The following is an 18,689-nucleotide window of genomic DNA, read 5'->3' as shown; positions in this document are numbered from 1 at the left end:
GGAACAAAAAGATCGCATCTGATGCCTTTCGGAACCCGGTTGCTCGACGACGGCCGGGTGAACTTCCGCCTGTGGGCGCCCGGAGCGGATAAAGTCGAGTTATGCCTGCAAGGCGATGCCCCCGAAGTCAGGCTGCACATGGCCGCCGAAGACGAAGGCTGGTACGGCATTACCACCGAACTGGCCGGTACCGGGTTTTATTACCAGTACCTGATCGACGGCAAGCATCATGTGCCGGATCCCGCCTCCCGCTATCAGCCTCAGGACGTGCACGGTTCGAGCCAGGTAATCGATCCCGCGGCTTGGCAATGGCAGGACCACCACTGGCAGGGGCGAACCTGGGAAAGCGCGGTGTTCTACGAGCTGCATGTCGGGGCTTTTTCCGGGGAAGGCAATTTTGCCGGCGTCAGGAAACAGCTGGATTATCTGGCCGATCTGGGCGTCACCGCGATTCAGCTGATGCCGGTCGCCGATTTTTTCGGCCGGCGCAACTGGGGCTATGACGGGGTGCTGCCGTTCGCGCCGGCGAGCTGCTACGGAACGCCCGACGAGCTGAAAGAGCTGGTCGACGCCGCGCACGCGAAAGGCCTGATGATTTTCAACGATGTGGTTTATAACCATTTCGGGCCCGAAGGAAATTATCTCCGCTTTTACGCACCGGAGTTTTTTACCCCGGACCAGGATACCGCCTGGGGCAATGCGATCAACTTCGGGCAAAGCCACTGGGTGCGCCGGTACTTTATCCACAATGCCCTGTATTGGCTCGAAGAATACCATTTCGACGGCTTGCGTTTCGATGCCGCGCACAGCATTTTCGATCACCGGAACCCCCACTTTCTGGAGGAACTGGCCGACGCGGTCCGCCAGGGGCCGGGCTGCGACCGCCATGTCTACCTGGTCCTGGAAAACGACAACAATGCCGGCCATTATTTGAGACGCGGCAAGAACAGCCCGCCGCATTATTTCGATGCTCAGTGGAACGACGACATGCATCATGTCCTGCATGTGCTATTGACCGGAGAAACCTTCGGATTCTACCGGGACTACCGTGACCGGACGATGCATCTGCTGGGCCGGTGCCTGACCCAGGGGTTCGCCTATCAGGGGGAAACCTCGCCCTATCGGGCCGGGCAACCCCGCGGCGAACCCAGCCCGGACCTACCGCTCACCGCCTTCATCGCCTTCCTGCAGAATCATGACCAGGTCGGCAACCGGCTGCAAGGCCGGCGGATTACCGAACTCTGCCCGGCCGAAGCCGTGCGCGCGGCAACCGCGATCGTTTTGCTGGCGCCCTCGCTCCCGTTGCTGTTCATGGGCGAGGAATGGGCCTGCACTCGGCCTTTCCCTTATTTTATCGATTTTCCGGAGGAACTCGGCCGGCAAGTGGCGGAAGGGCGGCGGCAGGAGTTTGCCGATTTTCCGGAGTTCGAAGGCGAAACGGCGCCCGGCGCTCCACCTTCGCCGAATGCGCTGCCAACCTATCAGTCGGCGATTCTGCACTGGGAAGAAATCACGCTGCTGCCGCACCGGCAATGGCTGGATTTTCACCGGGAATTGCTGCGCATCCGCAAGCGCGAAATCATCCCGAGGCTACACGGCGTCACCGGAAAACAAGCCCGCTACCGGCTGATCGCCGACCGCTCTCTTCAGGTGCAGTGGCAGTTGAACGGCGGCGCGATGCTGACGTTGACCGCCAACCTGGGCGCTATCGAGGCAAATGCGGAATGCCCTGCCGCCGGCAGGGTGTTGTACGCCAGTGCCGGCGAGCCGCAGGAAACGTTGCGGCAAGGAAAATTACCGCCGTGGTCGGTCCTGTTCTGCCTGGAGGAACCTGATGATGATCGAGTCGACAGCCGGCTATCCGCTTCCCCGCGAAAGTGAGGAACAACCCAGCGAAACCGCACTCCGGCGCCAAAAAGCGGCGATTCCGGTATCGACTTACCGCCTGCAATTGAATAAAGGCTTCACGTTCGCGAAAGCGACCCGGCTGGTGCCGTATTTACGCCGCCTCGGCATCAGCCATTGTTATGTGTCGCCTTACCTGAAGGCCCGTCCGGGAAGCACACACGGCTACGATATCGTCGACCACGGCGCAATCAACCCGGAAATCGGCAGCGCCGAAGCGTTCGACCGTTTCGTCGCCGAACTGCAGCGCCACGGCATGGGCCTGATCGCCGACATCGTGCCGAATCACATGGGCGTGATGGGCAGCGACAATCTCTGGTGGCAGGACGTACTGGAGAACGGCCAGGCTTCCGGCTATGCCGACTTTTTCGACATCGAGTGGCATCCCGTCAACCAAGCGCTGCAAAACAAGCTGCTGATTCCGGTGCTCGGCGGCTTGTACGGCGAGATCCTGGAACAGCGGCAACTGACGCTGGAGTTTGACGCCACCCTCGGCGAATTCGGCATTTACTATTTCCAGCACCGTTTTCCGGTCGATCCGCAGACCTATCCGCTGATCCTGAACTCGCAGCACGCGCAGTTGACGAAGGCTTTCGCGCCGGACGACCCGGTATTTCCGGAATACCAGACCCTCGACAACAGTTTTAGCAAACTGCCGCCGAGCACCGAAACCACCGAAGAAAAAAAAGAAGAACGCCGGCGGGACAAGGAAGTTTTCAAGAAACACCTCGCCCGGCTCTGCGCGGACAATCCGCCGATCCTGCGCTTCATCGCCGACCGCGTGGCGGAAATCAACCGGAGCGGCGGCGAGAACGGCGAAATGCACGCGCTCCTGGAAAAGCAGGTTTACCGCCTGGCTTACTGGCGCGTCGCCGGGGACGAAATCAATTACCGCCGGTTCTTCGATATCAACGACCTGGCCGGGTTGCGCATCGAAGACGAAAAAGTGTTCGACACGACCCATCAATTGATTCTGTCCCAGCTCGGGCAAGGCAAGATTCAGGGACTCCGGATCGATCATGCGGACGGGCTGTACGATCCGGTCGCCTATTACGAACGCCTGAACAAAAAGATGGCGGCCATCCTCTCGAATATCGAAGCCGAACCGAAAGACATGCCCCCGGTTTATGTCGTGGCCGAAAAAATCGTCGCCAATTACGAATACCTGTCCAGCGACTGGCCGATTCACGGCACCACCGGCTACGAGTTCGCCAATATCGTCAACGGCGTTTTCATCGACGGCAATGCGGAAGCCCAACTGACGCGCTGTTACGGCCGTTTCGCCAGGAAACGCCAGGATTTCGGCGAACTGGTCTATCAGTCCAAAAAACGGGTGATGACGACGCTGATGGGGGGCGAATTGAGCGTGCTTGCCAACCAGCTCGGTAAAATCGCCAATGCGAACCCGAAAACCCGCGATTACACGCTGAACGCCCTGCGCGAAGCCTTATCGGAAGTGGTCGCCTGCTTTCCGGTCTACCGGACCTATATCAACGGCAACAGCATCGGCAAAAAAGACAGCCAATACATCAACTGGGCCGTCGAACAGGCCAGGCAGCGCAGCCGCGCCGCCGACAAGACCGTGTTCGAGTTCATCCGGAACATCCTGCTCCTGGAACAGCATTCGCCGGTTTCGGAGAGAGAGCGGCTCAAGTTCGCGATGAAGCTGCAGCAATACACCGCGCCGGTGATGGCGAAAGGCTATGAGGATACCGCCTGCTACCGTTACAACCGGCTCATTTCGGTGAATGAAGTGGGCGGCGATCCCGGCCATCTGGGCTATTCGGTGAATGCCTTCCATTATTTCAACCAGGAACGGCTCAAGAAATGGCCGCACAGCATGCTGTCGCTGTCCACGCACGACAGCAAGCACAGCGCCGACGCGCGCGCCCGGATCAATGTGCTGAGCGAGATACCGCAGCAATGGCAGGAAGTCGTGCTGCGCTGGCGAAAATTGACCAAACGGCCCAAATCGAAGGCGGGCCGGACCGCGATCGTCTGGGACGACGAATATCTGTTCTATCAAGTGCTGATCGGAACCTGGCCGCTGACGCCGATGGACGAGACCACGCTGAAGGATTACCGGGAACGCATCCGGGCCTATATGATCAAGGCGGTCCGCGAAGCGAAACTTTACACGTCCTGGATCGACCCGAACGAGGAGTACGAACAGGCCGTCGACGCGTTCGTCTGCCGCTGCCTGGACACCAACACCAATCCGATGTTTTTACGGGAATTTACCGAATTCGAAAAACGGATTCGAACGCCCGGCCTGTTGAACGCGCTCGCGCAAACGGTGCTGCAGTTGACCTCGCCCGGCATGCCCGACATTTACCAGGGCTGCGAACTCTGGCAATTTACGCTGGTCGATCCCGACAACCGGCGCCCTCCCGACTTCGACCGGCGCCATCAGGCGATGGAGCGACTGGAAGCGATGCTGGCCAAACCCGACCAGAACCGCCTTCAACTGCTGCGTTCCCTGCTCGCTTCGATGGAAGACGGGCGCATCAAGCTGTTTGTCGTAATGCAGACGCTACGTTTCCGGCTGCGCCATGCCGCGCTGTTCCAGACCGGCGACTACTTGAAAATCAATATCCAGGGCAGCGGCGCCGAGCATCTCTTGGCGTTCGCCAGAAAAGACCGGAACCATTTCGTCATTATCGTGGTTCCCCGCCTGATCGCCGCTTTATATATCGACAAGGCCGAGCCGCCGGGCGGTTTCTGGAACGGCACCCGGCTGGAACTGCCGCCGGCGGCGCCCGAAGAATACCGGGATCTGTTCGGCCAATGCCGGGCCAGCACCGTAAGGGCCGAGGATCAGCTTCAACTTTGCCTGCCCTCCTCTTTCGGCCTGTTTCCGTTTGCGATTATGTCGACGCCTCCCGAATCGGCGCCATAAAACCGAACATCGGCCTTGAGCCGAAAGCCATCGGCGCGCTTCGGCAAAAGGAATCGATCACCCCGCAATACCGCTAAGTCTAGAGCATTTTCACTTGGGGTATATGGCCTTCGTAAGGAAAACACGTCATTCCGGCAGAGCCTGCCCCGGTCAGGGACTGCCAGACGACTGCACCCGTAGGGTACGCTGTGCATACCTTTCGACATGAGAGGGTACGCATTCGGCAACTGCTCCATGCGTTGCCCTAACTCCTGCATCCCTACAGTCGAGCGTACCCTACGGGGCTGGCTGGACTTAACGGCATGGCACCCTTCAGAAGGTGAGGGCCTTACTACACGCGACATGAAAATGCTCTGGCTTCGAGGTGTTGCAAAGCTGGCTTTGCAAGTGACGAAACCGAATAACAAAGCCAGCTTTGTATTCCATGAATAACCTTGCCCCCGGCGTATCTTAACGGCATTGGGCCACCCCGCACGGCACCTCATTTTCCCGAAAGATATTTTTTGACAGCCCATAGGCCATGGATCAATATTGATATCTGGTATTCGGGAAAACGGAAAGCTTCCGTCCGGTATAGATCGAGGGAACGATTGATCTGGTTTTTGCTCAATGCCGAAAAACTCACTGCGTCATCCTGCGGGATGAAAACTCAAATACGACCAAAAAGTCATCGTGAAAAAACCTCCATCTTCCTCCAACAATTCCTCGGATTCTCCTTCCCGACCTTCCGAAGATAAAGCCGTTCCTTTCAAAGTTGTCGGGATCGGCGCCTCCGCCGGCGGCCTGGAGGCTTTCGAGGAATTCTTCCAGCACATGCCGGCCGACAGCGGTATCGCCTTTGTGCTGGTGCCGCATCTCGACCCGAGCCACGCCAGCCTGCTGACCGAAATCCTGCAGCGCTCCACCCGCATGCCGGTCGTCGAAGTACAGGACCAAATGCCGGTCGCCTCCGACGAGGTATATGTGATTCCACCCAACCGGGACATGGAAATTTTTCACGGAAAAATCCAGCTCAGCGTCCCCAATGTACCGCGCGGGAAGCGCTTGCCGGTCGACGCCTTTCTGCGTTCGCTGGCCGAAGACCAGAAAGAAAACGCGGTCGGGATCATTTTTTCCGGCACGGGCACCGACGGCACCTTAGGATGCCGCGCGATACTGGGCGCAGGCGGCGTGACCTATGTACAGGAGCCGGCCACGGCGCGTTACGACGGCATGCCGTCCAGCGTGATCCAGGCCGGTTATGCGACGCGGGTATTGCCTGTCGATAAAATGCCCGATGCGCTGATCGCCGAGCCCGGAAAAATCCGGATCGCCGGGACCGAGAAAGCCGCTGCCAAAGGCGAACCGGCCTCGCGTCCCAAAACGGAAAGCGGAATGATGCGTATTCTGCTGCTGCTCCGCTCGATTACCGGCCACGACTTCTCGTTGTACAAGGAAAGCACGATCGGCCGCCGTATCGAGCGCTGCATGCTGCAGAACGACATTAAAGATACCGATACCTATATCCGCTACCTCAAGGAAAAACCGGACGAAGTCCACACTCTGTTCAAGGAACTGTTGATCAATGTGACCAGTTTTTTCCGCGATCCCGAAGCGTTTGCGACGCTGGAAGAAACCATACTTCCGCAGTTGTGCAAGGATAAACCGGAAGGCGCTTTCTTCCGGGTCTGGGTCGCCGGGTGCGCTACCGGCGAGGAAGCCTACTCGATTGCGATTATCTTGCGCGAAATGATGGACAAGCTCCAGAAAGAGCTCAAGGTGCAGATTTACAGCACCGACCTGGACGAGGATGCGATTGCAATCGCCCGCACCGGACTTTATCCACCCAACATCGCGCAGGATGTCACGCCGGAACGGCTGCGCCGCTTCTTCCTAAGAGAAGACAACGGTTACCGTGTCAAAAAGGAGATCCGGGAAATGATCGTGTTCGCGGTGCAAAACGTAATCAAGGATCCGCCGTTCACCAAACTCGACCTGTTGTGCTGCCGCAATCTGTTGATTTATCTGAAACCGGAACTTCAGGACAAGCTGATACCGGCATTTCATTATGCGCTCAAGCCGGATGGCGCACTGTTTCTGTCGCCTTCGGAAAGCATCGGCAATCATCACGAACTCTTCAAAGTACTGAACCGCAAGTGGAAGCTCTATCGCGCCGTGCATTCCATCACCTCCGCCCGGACCATGATGGCGCAAGGGATATCCTGGGGACTGGGAGCCGTTACAAAAACACCCGAAGAAAGCATGAAGACGATCAGGGAACTCAATATTGCCGAGCTGACACGGCGCATACTGGTGCAGTTTTTTGCGCCCGTTTCGGTGATCACCGACCATAAAGGCGACATTCTGTTCATTCACGGCGAAACCGGCAAATATTTACGTCCGGCGCCCGGCCAACCTTCGCACAACATCATCGAAATGGCCCGCGAGGGATTGGGGATGGAGCTGCGCACCGCGCTCCACATAGCCGCCAGCGAGAGAATACAGATTTTGAACCGGCAAATCCAGGTCAGGACCAACGGCGGCTTCTCCCCGATCAACCTGTCGGTTCGCCCTATTGCCAATCCCGACGCCAGCCAGAATCTGCTGCTGATCAGCTTTGAGGATGTCGCCGTCGATCTCGTCAAACCGGTACGCAAACGCGCCGCCAAACCCGGTGAACAGGGGCGCATCGAAGAGCTGGAGCGCGAGCTGGAACAATTGAAGACCAGCTATCGCGCCAGTATCGAGGAACAACAGGCGTCCAACGAGGAACTCAAATCCGCCAACGAAGAAATGCAATCGACCAACGAGGAATTGCAGTCGACCAACGAGGAACTGGAAACCTCGAAGGAAGAATTGCAGTCGGTCAACGAAGAGCTGGTCACCGTCAACTCGGAGCTTCAAGCCAAAATCGAGCAGTTGGCCGGCATGCAGAACGACATGAAAAACCTGCTGGACAACATCAATGTCGGGATTATTTTTCTCGACCGGAATCTGATCATCCGGCGCTTCACCCGCGAAGCGGTGCGGATTTACCGGCTGGTGCCTTCGGACGTGGGACGGCCTTTGAACGACATCAAATCGGTCATCAACGGCGACGACCTCCACCACGCGGCGCAAGCCGTACTCGAGACACTGATCCCTTACGAGCGCGAACTTTACATCGGCGACAATACCTGGATGATGGTGCGAATCCAGCCCTACCGCACGCTGGACAACATCATCGACGGCGTGGTAATGACTTTTACCGACATTACTTCGCGCAAGGCAATAGTGGAACAAGATGCAGTGGTACGCGCCGAAAGCCTCGTCAATACCATACGCAAGCCTCTCGCCGTCCTCAACGAGTCATTCCAGATAATGTCGGCCAGCCAGTCGTTTTATAGCGCATTCGAGATTACCCCGGAAGAAGTGGTAGGCCATCCGATAGATCAATTGAACATTGGCTTCACGGCTCTTCCCGAACTTCGCAAGCTGCTGGAAAATGTTTTACGGAATGATCAGCCGATTGACGGCTATGGGATAATAGCGGACATCCCCGGCGTTGGCCAACGCAGGATAAAAATCAACGCCAGCCGCATAACGGGCAAAATCGCCATGCCGCAGATGATCCTGCTGTCGATGGAAATCAATCCCTGACAAACCGCAGAAGGTTTCGCCCTGTAGTTGATGCCGAGCGGACTTTTATATTTTTCGGTTTACGGTTGAATGAACTGTGCGGTTTCAGGAAACCGTAAATGCCTTCTTATTCAACTTCGGCGCCCCGTTTCAGAAGCAGTTCTTTCAATAGCGAACGATGGCAGCGGCTTTCATCCTCGCAATAACAACCGACCGACAGGTTCGTATGATGGGAAAGCGCGGCGAGCAGGTCCAGGTCCTTGCTCGCTCCCGGCTCCTTCATTTCGGCCAGGAATTTTCGCTTGAAAGTTTTCCAGGACTTTTCGTCGTCCGTCGCGAGAAACTCCTTGAGCACCGCCTCGCTTGGAGACAGATTCGGAAACCACACATCGTAGATATTCTTCGCCGTGTAATCTTCCTTTCTGACGCCTCTGGGCGGATGTCTGACCGTACCGATGCGCAGACCTTCCCGATCTTGGCGGGAACTGCCTAATCTTACGATTTTTATCGCCATTTGTTTCTCCTCGTATCATTGAAAAAACCATCCCTAGGACATTGATATAGAAACGATGTCGTAAATGTAGGGCGGATGCCGGCAGGCGATCCGCCATCTTACGGCGGAACCGCTGTCGCGTTCCGCCTTACCGGCTTGTTGTCCGCATCAAGCGTTAAGTAGCCTCGATATAACAAAGTGAAATCGAGGCTACCGGTATTTAATCTCCACGGCTTCGCTTCCCAACTGCCGCTTCAACCGTAACAATAGCTCTTCGGTCGCAAACACCCGCCACTCATCCCCCAGCCTGACGGTCGCCTGCGCCTGCTCCGAGCGGTATTGAATCAGTACCGGACAGGCGCCGCCTTTGAAGGGCTCCAGCGCCGGGCTCAATTCTTCGGCCAGCGAATTGCCGTTGACGCCGGCGTTCCAGATCAACTGCACGCCGCGCGCGAACGCGTTGCGGGCCTGGTCGATGCTGTAGAGTTTTTCGGCGGTCAGGCGCGGGGCGCCGGTGAAATCGTCCATCGCGAGCGCGCCTTCGGCGACCAAGAGCACGTCGCGAGTGAAGATGTCGCGGTGCCGCTCGTAGATTTCCGGATACACCGCGACTTCCAGCCGGTCGGTGCGGTCGTCCAGCAGCGCAAACCCCATCGTCTTGCCGTTTTTAGACTGGCGGGTGCGGATTTCGACGACAAGTCCCGCGACGCGCGCTTCCATCTTGCCCTTGCTGCGTTCCATGTCCGATTTCAGCTTGTTCAGACTGCCGTGCGTAAACTGGCCGATTTCGGCCTCGTATTGCGCGATCGGATGGCCGGTCAGGAACAGGCCGAGGGTCTGCTTTTCGGCGTTCAGGCGCTCCTGCTCGGGCCAGGGCTCGACGTAAGTCGAATAGGCGGCGATCGAGTCTTCTTCGGGGCCGGCTTCCTGCAGGCCGAACAGGTCGTTCTGGCCGGTTTCGGCCATTTTGCCGTGCTGTTCGGCGACTTTCAGCACGGTCGGGAGTTCGGCCAGATGCGCGGCCCGGTTCGGGTCGAATACGTCGAACGCGCCGGCGCGGATCAGAGCTTCGAGCACGCGCCGGTTGACCTTGCGCAAATCAACGCGCTTGCAGAGATCGTAAAGGTCTTTGTAAGGGCCGTTTTCCTCACGCTCCCGGATCATGTCCTCGATCGCGTTTTCGCCGACACCCTTGAGGGCGCCGAGGCCGTACACGATCTTACCGGTCCTGTTTACCGTAAAATGGAAGTTCGAATCGTTGATCGACGGCGGCGCGATCGGCAGCTTCATCCTTCGGCATTCTTCGATCAGCACGACGACCTTGTCGGTGTTGTCCATATCGGCCGACAACACCGCGGCCATGAATTCGGCCGGATAATGCGCCTTCAGCCAGGCGGTCTGGTAGGCGACCAGCGCGTAGGCTGCCGAGTGCGACTTGTTGAAACCGTAGCCGGCGAACTTCTCCATCAGGTCGAAGATGTAGGTCGCGATGCCTTCGTCGATGTTGTTCGCGACCGCGCCCGTGGTGAATATCTCGCGCTGCTTGGCCATTTCCTCGGGCTTTTTCTTGCCCATCGCGCGGCGCAGCATGTCCGCGCCGCCGAGCGTGTAGCCGCCCATTTCCCGGGCGATCTGCATCACCTGCTCCTGGTACAGAATGACGCCGTTGGTCGGTTTCAAGATCGGAACCAGAATTGGGTGCGCGTATTCGGCCTTCGCACCGTGCTTGACGTTGATGTAATCGTCAACCATGCCCGATTCGAGCGGGCCCGGTCGGAACAGCGCGACCAGCGCGATGATGTCGTCGAAGCAGTCCGGCTTCAGCTTTTTGATCAGCTCCTTCATCCCGCGCGATTCGAGCTGGAACACCGCGGTGGTCTGCGCGGTCTTCAAAATCTCGTAAGAGGCCGGATCGTCGCGCGGAATCGCGGCGATGTCGACCGGGGTTTCCCCACGTTCGGCCTTCTTGCGGTTGATCGTTTGCAGCGCCCAGTCGATGATCGTCAGCGTGCGCAGCCCCAGAAAGTCGAACTTGACCAAACCGACCGCCTCGACGTCGTCCTTGTCGAACTGGGTGACCAGGTTGCCGCCGCCCTGCTCGCAGTACAGCGGCGTGAAATCGGTCAGCTTGGTCGGCGAGATTACCACCCCGCCCGCGTGCTTGCCGGCGTTCCGGGCCATGCCTTCGAGCGCGCGCGCCATGTCGAGCAGCGTGCGGACTTCTTCCTCGTTCTCGTAGCGCTGCCGAAGGTCGTGGCTGTCCTGCAGCGCCTTGTCCAGCGTCATGCCGAGTTCGAACGGAATCAGTTTGGCGAGCTGGTCGACGAAGCCGTACGAGAAGCCAAGCACCCGGCCGACGTCGCGGGTCACCGCTTTCGCGGCCATCGAACCGTAGGTGATGATTTGCGAGACTTGGTCGCGGCCGTAATGCTCGGCTACATAGTCGATCACTTCGTCGCGCCGGTCCATGCAGAAGTCGACGTCGAAGTCGGGCATCGAGATCCGCTCGGGGTTCAGGAATCGTTCGAAGAGCAGGTCGAATTCGATCGGGTCGAGGTCGGTGATCTTCAATACATAGGCGACCAGCGAGCCCGCGCCCGAGCCCCGGCCCGGACCGACCGGAATCCGGTGGTTCTTCGCCCACTGGATGAAGTCCGCGACGATCATGAAATAGCCGGGGAAGCCCATCTGGGTGATCACGCGCAGCTCGGTTTCGAGCCGGTCGTAGTAGACCTTGCGGTTTTCTTCCTCGGCGCCGCTGCCGAACGGCGGATGCTGGCGCAGGCGTTCTTCGAGGCCCTTGCGCGATTCTTCGGCCATCACGTCGCCGATCGTCATCCCTTCCGGCACCGGATAGTCGGGCAGGAAGTTTTTGCCCAGCGTCAGCGTGATGTTGCAGCGTTTGGCGATTTCGACCGTGTTTTCGAGCGCCTCCGGAATGTCCGCGAACAGCTCGCACATTTCTTCGGGACTGCGCAGATACTGCTGATTGGTATAGTCTTTCGGCCGCCGGCTGTCGTCGAGCACGCGGCCCTGGTTGATGCAGACGCGGACCTCGTGCGCGTCGAAGTCTTTCCGATGCAAAAAGCGCACGTCGTTCGTGGCGACGACCGGAAGGCCCGCCTCGGCCGCCAAATCGAGCGCGGCCGCGATGTAGTGCTCTTCGCCGGGCTTGCCGACGCGCTGCAGTTCCAGATAGAAGCTGTCCGGAAACAGGTTTGCCCAATACAGCGCCTGGCGTTTCGCATCCTCCTTGCGTTCGCCGGTCAGCGCGCGGCCGACATCGCCGGCCATCGCGCCGGACAGCGCGATCAGTCCGCTGTGGTTCGCCTCGATCCATTCGTATTTGAGCATCGGCACGCCCTGATGCTGGCCTTCCTGATAGGCCTTCGAAATCAGTTCGGTCAGGGTGGTATAGCCCTGCCGGTTTTTGACCAGCAGCGTCAGGCGATAGGGGTTGGCCGGCTCGTCCGGATTGAAGATCAGCACGTCCGCGCCTGCGACCGGCTTGATGCCCTGGCCCATCGCGGCCTTGTAGAATTTGACCAGCGCGAACAGGTTCACGTGATCGGTCACCGCCGCCGCCGGCATGTTCAATTCGGCGAGGCGCTTGACCAGCGGTTTGATTTTGACGATGCCGTCGACCAGCGAAAACTCGCTGTGCAGTCTGAGATGGATGAATTTGGGTTGCATGGATGCTACTTCTTACCGCTGCGGATAAAAGTAGGGCGGATTCGCCGAAGGCAATCCGCCGGGAATGTGCACAGGCTTCAAAATGGCGGATTGCCTTCGGCGAATCCGCCCTACGGCTATTTTCATAGTGGAAAAGATCGGTTTGGCCGATTCGGAGGGCTATAAGTCTTCGATGCCGTTGAACAGGCTCATGTAATCCTGCATGGCGCGCTTGATCACTTCATGGGCTTCGGCGCGGCCGTACACGTCGGTAATCTCGCAGGTGGATTCCTCGCCGGGCAGGTTTTTGTAGGTCAGAAAATAGTGCATCAGCCGGTTGATGTAGGAACTCGGGCAGTCCGACACGTCGTTCCACTGCCGGTAAAATTCGTCGCCTTTCATCACCGCGATGATCTTGTCGTCCGCGTCGCCGCCGTCGAGCAGGCGGAAGCCGCCGACCGGGATCGCCTGCAGGATGATGTCGCCGTGCGACACGCTACGTTCGCTCAACACGCAGATATCGAGCGGATCGCCGTCGCCCTTGATGCCCATCCGGCCCGACTTCAAGGCGGCGAACTCGGCGACTTTACCCCCGCAATAGGTACGCGGAATGAATCCGTACAAGGTCGGCACCATGTTCGAGAATTTTTGCGGCCGGTCGATTTTCAGGTAGCCGCTTTTCTTGTCGACTTCGTATTTGACCGTATCGGTCGGCACGATCTCGATGAAGGCGTTGACCACCGAAGGCGTATTGTCGCCCGCGCTGATGCCGTGCCAGGGATGGGCTTTGTAATGGTAGTTGTTCATGTAATTGGGATCGATCAATGGGCGGTCTTGTTTCATTGCCATGCTCCGTTTGAAGGCGATGAATCGAACAAATAAACTGTAGCTTCGATGCAGCGTAAAACCGGATCGACGGATAAGCTGCCTCGATCGCACATACGCTATCGAGATGATACATAAAATAGACAGGCCAAAGTCGCGAAACGCCTGGCATCAAACCGAAATGGGCGCCCTGATCGGATCGTGCGCCCGGTAACCTTCGACTTCGAAATCCTCGTGCCGGTAATCGAACAGCGAATCCGGCCGGCGTTTCAACACCAGCCGCGGCAAAGGATAAGGCGTACGGCTCAATTGCAGCCGGGCCTGCTCCAGATGGTTCAGGTACAAGTGTACATCACCGCCGGTCCAGATGAAATCGCCGACGCCGAGACCGGCCTGCCGCGCGACCAGGTGCGTCAGCAGAGCGTAGCTCGCGATATTGAACGGCACGCCCAGAAAGGCGTCGCAGCTGCGCTGGTAAAGCTGGCAGGACAGCCGCCCTTGCGCAACGTAAAACTGGAACAGCGCATGGCACGGCGCCAGCGCCATCCTGCCTTGGGCGACGTTCGCCCGCGGGCTGATCGTTTCGTCCGGCAAATCGGCCACGTTCCAGGCCGAAACAATCAGCCGGCGGCTGTTCGGAGTGGCCTCGATCTGCTCGACGACCTGTTTCAATTGGTCGACGGTACCGCCGCCCGGCAGCGGCCAGGCGCGCCACTGGCGCCCGTAAACCGGGCCGAGATCGCCGTTTTCGTCGGCCCATTCGTCCCAGATGGTGACCTTGTGTTCGTGCAGATAGGCCAGATTCGTATCGCCGCGCAGGAACCAGAGCAGTTCGTGAATAATCGATTTCAGATGGATCTTTTTCGTCGTAACCAAAGGAAACCCTTCGGCCAGCGGGAAACGCATCTGGTGTCCGAAGATCGACAGAGTACCGCTGCCGGTCCGGTCGCCCTTCCGGACGCCTTCGTGAAGGATTTTGTTCAGTAGATCGAGATAAGGTTGCATGCAATTCCGAATTCAGGTCCTGTCGTCATGCCGATTCAAACGTTTTGCGGAACCGGCTTGCGGTAAGCCCAGTAAATCATCCCGGCGCCGATCAGGATCATCGGCATGGACAGGATCTGTCCCATCGTGACCCAGTCGAGCGCCAGGTAGCCCAACTGCACGTCGGGCATCCGGAAGAATTCGACGAAGAAGCGGAAGCAGCCGTAAAAAAACAGCGCCATCCCGGTCGGCGCCATCTTCGGGCGGGGCTTGGCGGTATAGATCCAGAGAATGACGAACAGCACCACGCCTTCCAGAAACGCTTCATAAAGCTGGGACGGGTGACGCGGCAAAGGGCCGCCGTTCGGGAACACCATCGCCCAGGGCACGTCGGTCGTCCGTCCCCAGAGTTCCGAATTGATGAAGTTGCCGATCCGGCCGGCAAACAGGCCGATCGGGCACAGCGGCGAAATGATGTCGGTCAGCTGCATCATCGTGCAGTGCTGCTGCTTGCCGAAAAACCACATCGCCACGAACACCCCGAGCATGCCGCCGTGGAACGACATGCCGCCTTTCCAGATCTCGAACAGCACCAGCGGGTTGTGCAGGAATTCGGGCAGATTGTAAAACAGCGTGTAGCCGATGCGCCCGCCCAGGATCACGCCGAGCGCGCCGTAAGTGACCAAGTCTTCGATGGCCTCGGGCTTGATCGGCGACCAAGGTTTTTCGGCCCGTTTCTTGCCTAATATCCAGACGCCGGCGAATCCGACCAAGTACATTAAACCGTACCAGTGGATTTTCAGCGGGCCAATGGCGATGGCGATCGGATCGATTTGCGGATAAGTCAGCATGGTTACCGGGGCGAGTTGAACAATCAAACGAAAGGCCATTATACATGGAATTTCAGGCCGATAACGGCCGAGCCGGCAATACAAAGCGCGGAAAACCTTGCCACGGGCAAACGCCCCCGGACGGCTCGGCTCTTGTGCGGGCCGAAGGAAACCGCCCTTCGCAGTAGCCGGATACTTGACTACTTGGCGAACATCGGCGAGGGGCGCCAACGGAAAATAAAATGTCCGGACGGCCTGCGCGCCGGAGAGCCCGGACATTTCACCGCATCGCCGATGCCTTTTATTCCGACATGCCCGAATGATGTTCCGTATGCCCGGGCACCTGGGCATTGCCGTGATCCTTTGCCTGTGCATCCAGCCATTCATGCAGGGCCTGTACATACTGAGGGTATTCGGTGGAAAAATGAATCTGGGCCCCGTTGGGCAGCGGTTTGTATTCGTAGCGGATATCGTCGGCGGGAGCGGTTTTCAATTGCTGAAGGCCCGGCATATCGGGGCCGTGCATCCGCATCGTGCTGGAAAAATCGCCTTTTCTGAATTCTTCGGCCATTTTTTTCAGATGGCTCTGGATCAATTCAACCTGTTCGGGATTGTCCGCTTTGGCCACTACGTGCAGAACTCCGCCGTGAACGGTCTTGGAGAAAGTTTCCAGCGCCTGGGCGGAGTTATAAGGCACCAGTTCCTGGCGGCGCTGCTCGACATCCTCGCGCCGCTGCGGCGCCGCATTTTCCTCGGCGAACGCAGGCGTCGCGAAAAATAAAAGTCCCATCGAAATTAAGGCTGCGTGTTTCATTATCGTTCTCCTCGTGTATTGACCCCCGGCGAACCCATTGCGCGCCGGGCTTTTGAAAACGGGTACTTCAGTCAAAATCCGAATGCCCTGAAAGCCGTGCTTCGGAATATTTACCAAGACCGGCCGGATAGACGCCAGGTTCCGTCATTCGGGTACGATCGGTGCGGATAATTTCGTTCCGGCTGCGCTTCTGTGTTGCGGATGGTACGCGCAGCGTACCCTACTTCTGCATTGCGGGAGCGCCCAAACTGCGGTTTCAGGGCGCCAGTTCGACGCGGATTTCGGTCGATGCGGCATGGCCGTCCGCGTCGACCACGCTGATCAGGTAATGGCCGGGCTGGCCGGGCAGCCAGGAATAGGTTTCGGAAGGAGCCGTTCCGGCAATGAAACTGCGATTGGCGAACCAGTAAATGTTGCCGTTCGCGGCCGTGGTCGCTTTCAGGGCCAGGGTCGACGGTTTGCCGAGACGGAGAGCGTAGATGCCGGATTTCAAAGGCGAGATAATTCGGAGCCCGCCGTCCTCTTCCGCCGGGTTCCGGTAGCACGCGGGCAATGGCGGAGCCGGGCGGCGCGGCATGCCGGCCTGTTCGAAAAGGCGGAGCATTTCGCTGTCCCAGAATTCGACGATTTCGCGCCGGCTTTGGGGGGCGTCCGGGCAGACGATGCGGCCGGTTTGCCGGTCGAAATGGACCGCGCGGTGCAGCGTGCTGGTTCGGATCGGCGATTTGCCCGGAATGAACCAGGTCTTCGCCCGTACCGGACAGTCCGCGTTCGGAAGGTCGCCGCTGGCCGCGCAGACCTCGACCTCTGCAACCGTATCGGGCTTGAACGAGGGAATCGGGTCGGCCAGTCCGGGCAACAGGCTTTGGGCCCGCAGGCCGTCGAGAATCGAAAAGAACAGCGGCGCGGCCGCTTTGCCGCCGACCAGAGCAGGATTTTTAGTGCCGTCGAAATTGCCGACCCAGACGGCCAGCACATAGTGCCCCGCGATGCCGATGCTCCAGGCGTCGCGAAATCCCCAGGAAGTGCCGGTTTTCCAGGCCGTCTCGGGCCGGTCCGGGCGCTTCGAATCGGGCCGCGGATTGTGCTTCAGCATGTCGAGCGTAATGTAGGCCGCGGCGCTGCTCAGCAGCGCCAAGGGCTCGGTAGCTTCCGATTCCGCCCGGCCGGGGCTGCCGCAATAATTCAGCCTGCCGAGCTTTCCCCGGTTGATCAGCAGCGCATAAAGCTCGGCCAGCTCTTCCATCGTCACCTCGCCGCCGCCGAGCGCCAGCGATAGCCCGTAATGCGGTTCATCCCGCAGCCTCGACACGCCGGCGCGCAGCAGGAATTGATAGAAGGTCGGGCGGGAAAGCTTGGCGGCAACCCGGACCGCAGGGACGTTGCGGGAGCGGATCAACGCCTCCTGCACCGTGACCGGCCCGATAAAACGGCCGTCGAAATTTTCCGGACTGTAAGGGCCGAAGGCGGTCGGCAGGTCGGCCAGGATCGTGCGCGGATGCACCAGCCCCTGATCGAGCGCCAGCGCATAGACGAACGGCTTTAAAGTCGAACCCGGCGAGCGTTTCGCCAGCGTGCCGTTGACCTGGCCGTCGATCGCGGCATTCCGGTAATCGGCCGAGCCGACCATCGCCCGCACCTGCATCGAATTTGTATCGACCAAAAGGGCTGCGGCGTTGCGTACGCCTTTGTCGCGGTTGGCCGCCAGGAAATGGCGGATCGAACGTTCGACGCTTTTTTGCACGGTCCGATCCAGACTGCTGAGGATCGCTTCCGCTCCGGCGCAACGCTGCAACAGCAGGTCGGTCAGATGCGGGGCTTCGATCGCCAATTCGGAACGGCCGTATACGGGCAAGGGCAAGGCCAGATCGGCGGCATAGCGGCGGTCTTCCGGAAATTCGTCGAGCCAGTTTTGCCAAAGGCGCTGCCGGGCGGCCAGCAGCGCCTTTGGCAGTTCATGGTGTATCGGGACGCGGCGCGCAGGATTTTGCGGAATCACCGCCAGCGTCACCGCTTCGATCCGGTTCAACTCCACCGCAGGCTTGTGAAAATAAATCCGGCTCGCCGCACCGATCCCGACGATATTGCCGCCGTACGAAACGCCGTTCAGATAGGCTTCCAGTATCTCGTCCTTGCCGTAGCGCAGGTCGAGCCACAGCGCGAACGCAATCTGCCGCAGTTTTCCGAAATAACGGCGGCTGTCGATCCGGTATAACTGCCGGGCGACCTGCATGGTGATCGTGGAGCCGCCTTGCCGGCCGTTGTTAGTCAACGTGGCCCAGGCCGCGCGCGCCAAAGCCCAGGGATTGACGCCGGGGTGCCGGTAGAACCAGCGGTCTTCGTAGAGCAGGACGGCGGCGCGGAGATGGACGGGGATCTGTTCCAGCGGAGTCCACAGCCGGAACTGGCCGTCGCTCGCCAGGGTCAGGCGCAGCAGTTCCCCATGCCGGGCGTAGATCGCGGTTGATTTGGGGTAGGCATCCGAAAGTGACGATTTGGGGAAATACTTAACCGCTCCAAGAACAAGCCAGACTGTCGCTAAACCGAGAACGGCGGCTCGAAACCACCCATGCGCATGCAACGGGTTGCGCGGTAGGCCGGCTTGATTGCGGGTCATTTAATCAACCATCACTGTTTCGGACAATGACAACAGGCTCTGCCGGGAAAAGC

General features: G+C 58.9%; 10 protein-coding genes. 3 read left to right on the top strand and 7 right to left on the bottom strand.

Features of this window, described 5'->3' with window-relative positions; all coding sequences use genetic code 11:
* Positions 1 to 21: 21 nt before the first annotated feature.
* The 3 genes from treZ to METAL_RS02405 all read left to right on the top strand — a co-directional run bounded on the left by treZ (position 22) and on the right by METAL_RS02405 (position 8,422).
* Positions 22 to 1,881: a malto-oligosyltrehalose trehalohydrolase gene (gene treZ, locus METAL_RS02415; protein ID WP_213069437.1), complete on the top strand. Its 1,860-nt coding sequence runs from the start codon at positions 22 to 24 to the stop codon at positions 1,879 to 1,881.
* Positions 1,835 to 4,804: a malto-oligosyltrehalose synthase gene (gene treY, locus METAL_RS02410; protein ID WP_005369289.1), complete on the top strand. Its 2,970-nt coding sequence runs from the start codon at positions 1,835 to 1,837 to the stop codon at positions 4,802 to 4,804. Before treZ ends, treY begins: the two co-directional genes overlap by 47 nt.
* A 672-nt stretch (positions 4,805 to 5,476) precedes the next feature.
* The gene (locus tag METAL_RS02405) at positions 5,477 to 8,422 is read left to right on the top strand and encodes a chemotaxis protein CheB (protein WP_005369285.1); all 2,946 of its coding nucleotides are present in this window, start codon (positions 5,477 to 5,479) and stop codon (positions 8,420 to 8,422) included.
* Between the two features lie 106 nt (positions 8,423 to 8,528).
* Here the strand turns inward: METAL_RS02405 and METAL_RS02400 are convergent, their stop codons facing one another.
* The 7 genes from METAL_RS02400 to pbpC form a co-directional block, all read right to left on the bottom strand.
* Entirely contained in the window at positions 8,529 to 8,915 is a 387-nt protein-coding gene (locus METAL_RS02400; RefSeq protein WP_005369283.1) for a DUF488 domain-containing protein, read from the bottom strand.
* A gap of 189 nt (positions 8,916 to 9,104) precedes the next feature.
* The gene (dnaE, locus tag METAL_RS02395; RefSeq protein WP_005369281.1) at positions 9,105 to 12,587 is read right to left on the bottom strand and encodes a DNA polymerase III subunit alpha; all 3,483 of its coding nucleotides are present in this window, start codon (positions 12,585 to 12,587) and stop codon (positions 9,105 to 9,107) included.
* A 159-nt stretch (positions 12,588 to 12,746) separates the two neighbouring features.
* The gene (locus METAL_RS02390; RefSeq protein WP_005369280.1) at positions 12,747 to 13,409 is read right to left on the bottom strand and encodes an inorganic pyrophosphatase; all 663 of its coding nucleotides are present in this window, start codon (positions 13,407 to 13,409) and stop codon (positions 12,747 to 12,749) included.
* 153 nt (positions 13,410 to 13,562) lie between these two features.
* Complete coding sequence (gene thyA, locus METAL_RS02385; protein WP_005369279.1) at positions 13,563 to 14,396, bottom strand: thymidylate synthase; 834 nt, start codon at positions 14,394 to 14,396, stop codon at positions 13,563 to 13,565.
* A 35-nt stretch (positions 14,397 to 14,431) separates the two neighbouring features.
* The gene (gene lgt, locus METAL_RS02380) at positions 14,432 to 15,226 is read right to left on the bottom strand and encodes a prolipoprotein diacylglyceryl transferase (RefSeq protein WP_005369278.1); all 795 of its coding nucleotides are present in this window, start codon (positions 15,224 to 15,226) and stop codon (positions 14,432 to 14,434) included.
* A gap of 280 nt (positions 15,227 to 15,506) precedes the next feature.
* Complete coding sequence (locus tag METAL_RS02375; RefSeq protein ID WP_005369277.1) at positions 15,507 to 16,019, bottom strand: hypothetical protein; 513 nt, start codon at positions 16,017 to 16,019, stop codon at positions 15,507 to 15,509.
* Positions 16,020 to 16,275: 256 nt separating this feature from the next.
* Positions 16,276 to 18,636, bottom strand: a complete 2,361-nt coding sequence (gene pbpC, locus METAL_RS02370; protein ID WP_005369276.1) for a penicillin-binding protein 1C — start codon at positions 18,634 to 18,636, stop codon at positions 16,276 to 16,278.
* Between the last annotated feature and the right edge of the window lie 53 nt (positions 18,637 to 18,689).

The organism is Methylomicrobium album BG8 (assembly GCF_000214275.2).
In the GTDB taxonomy this organism is placed as follows: Bacteria; Pseudomonadota; Gammaproteobacteria; order Methylococcales; family Methylomonadaceae; genus Methylomicrobium; species Methylomicrobium agile.
Note: the sequence above shows the minus strand (reverse complement) of the source record. Positions and strands in the feature narration are given on the sequence as shown.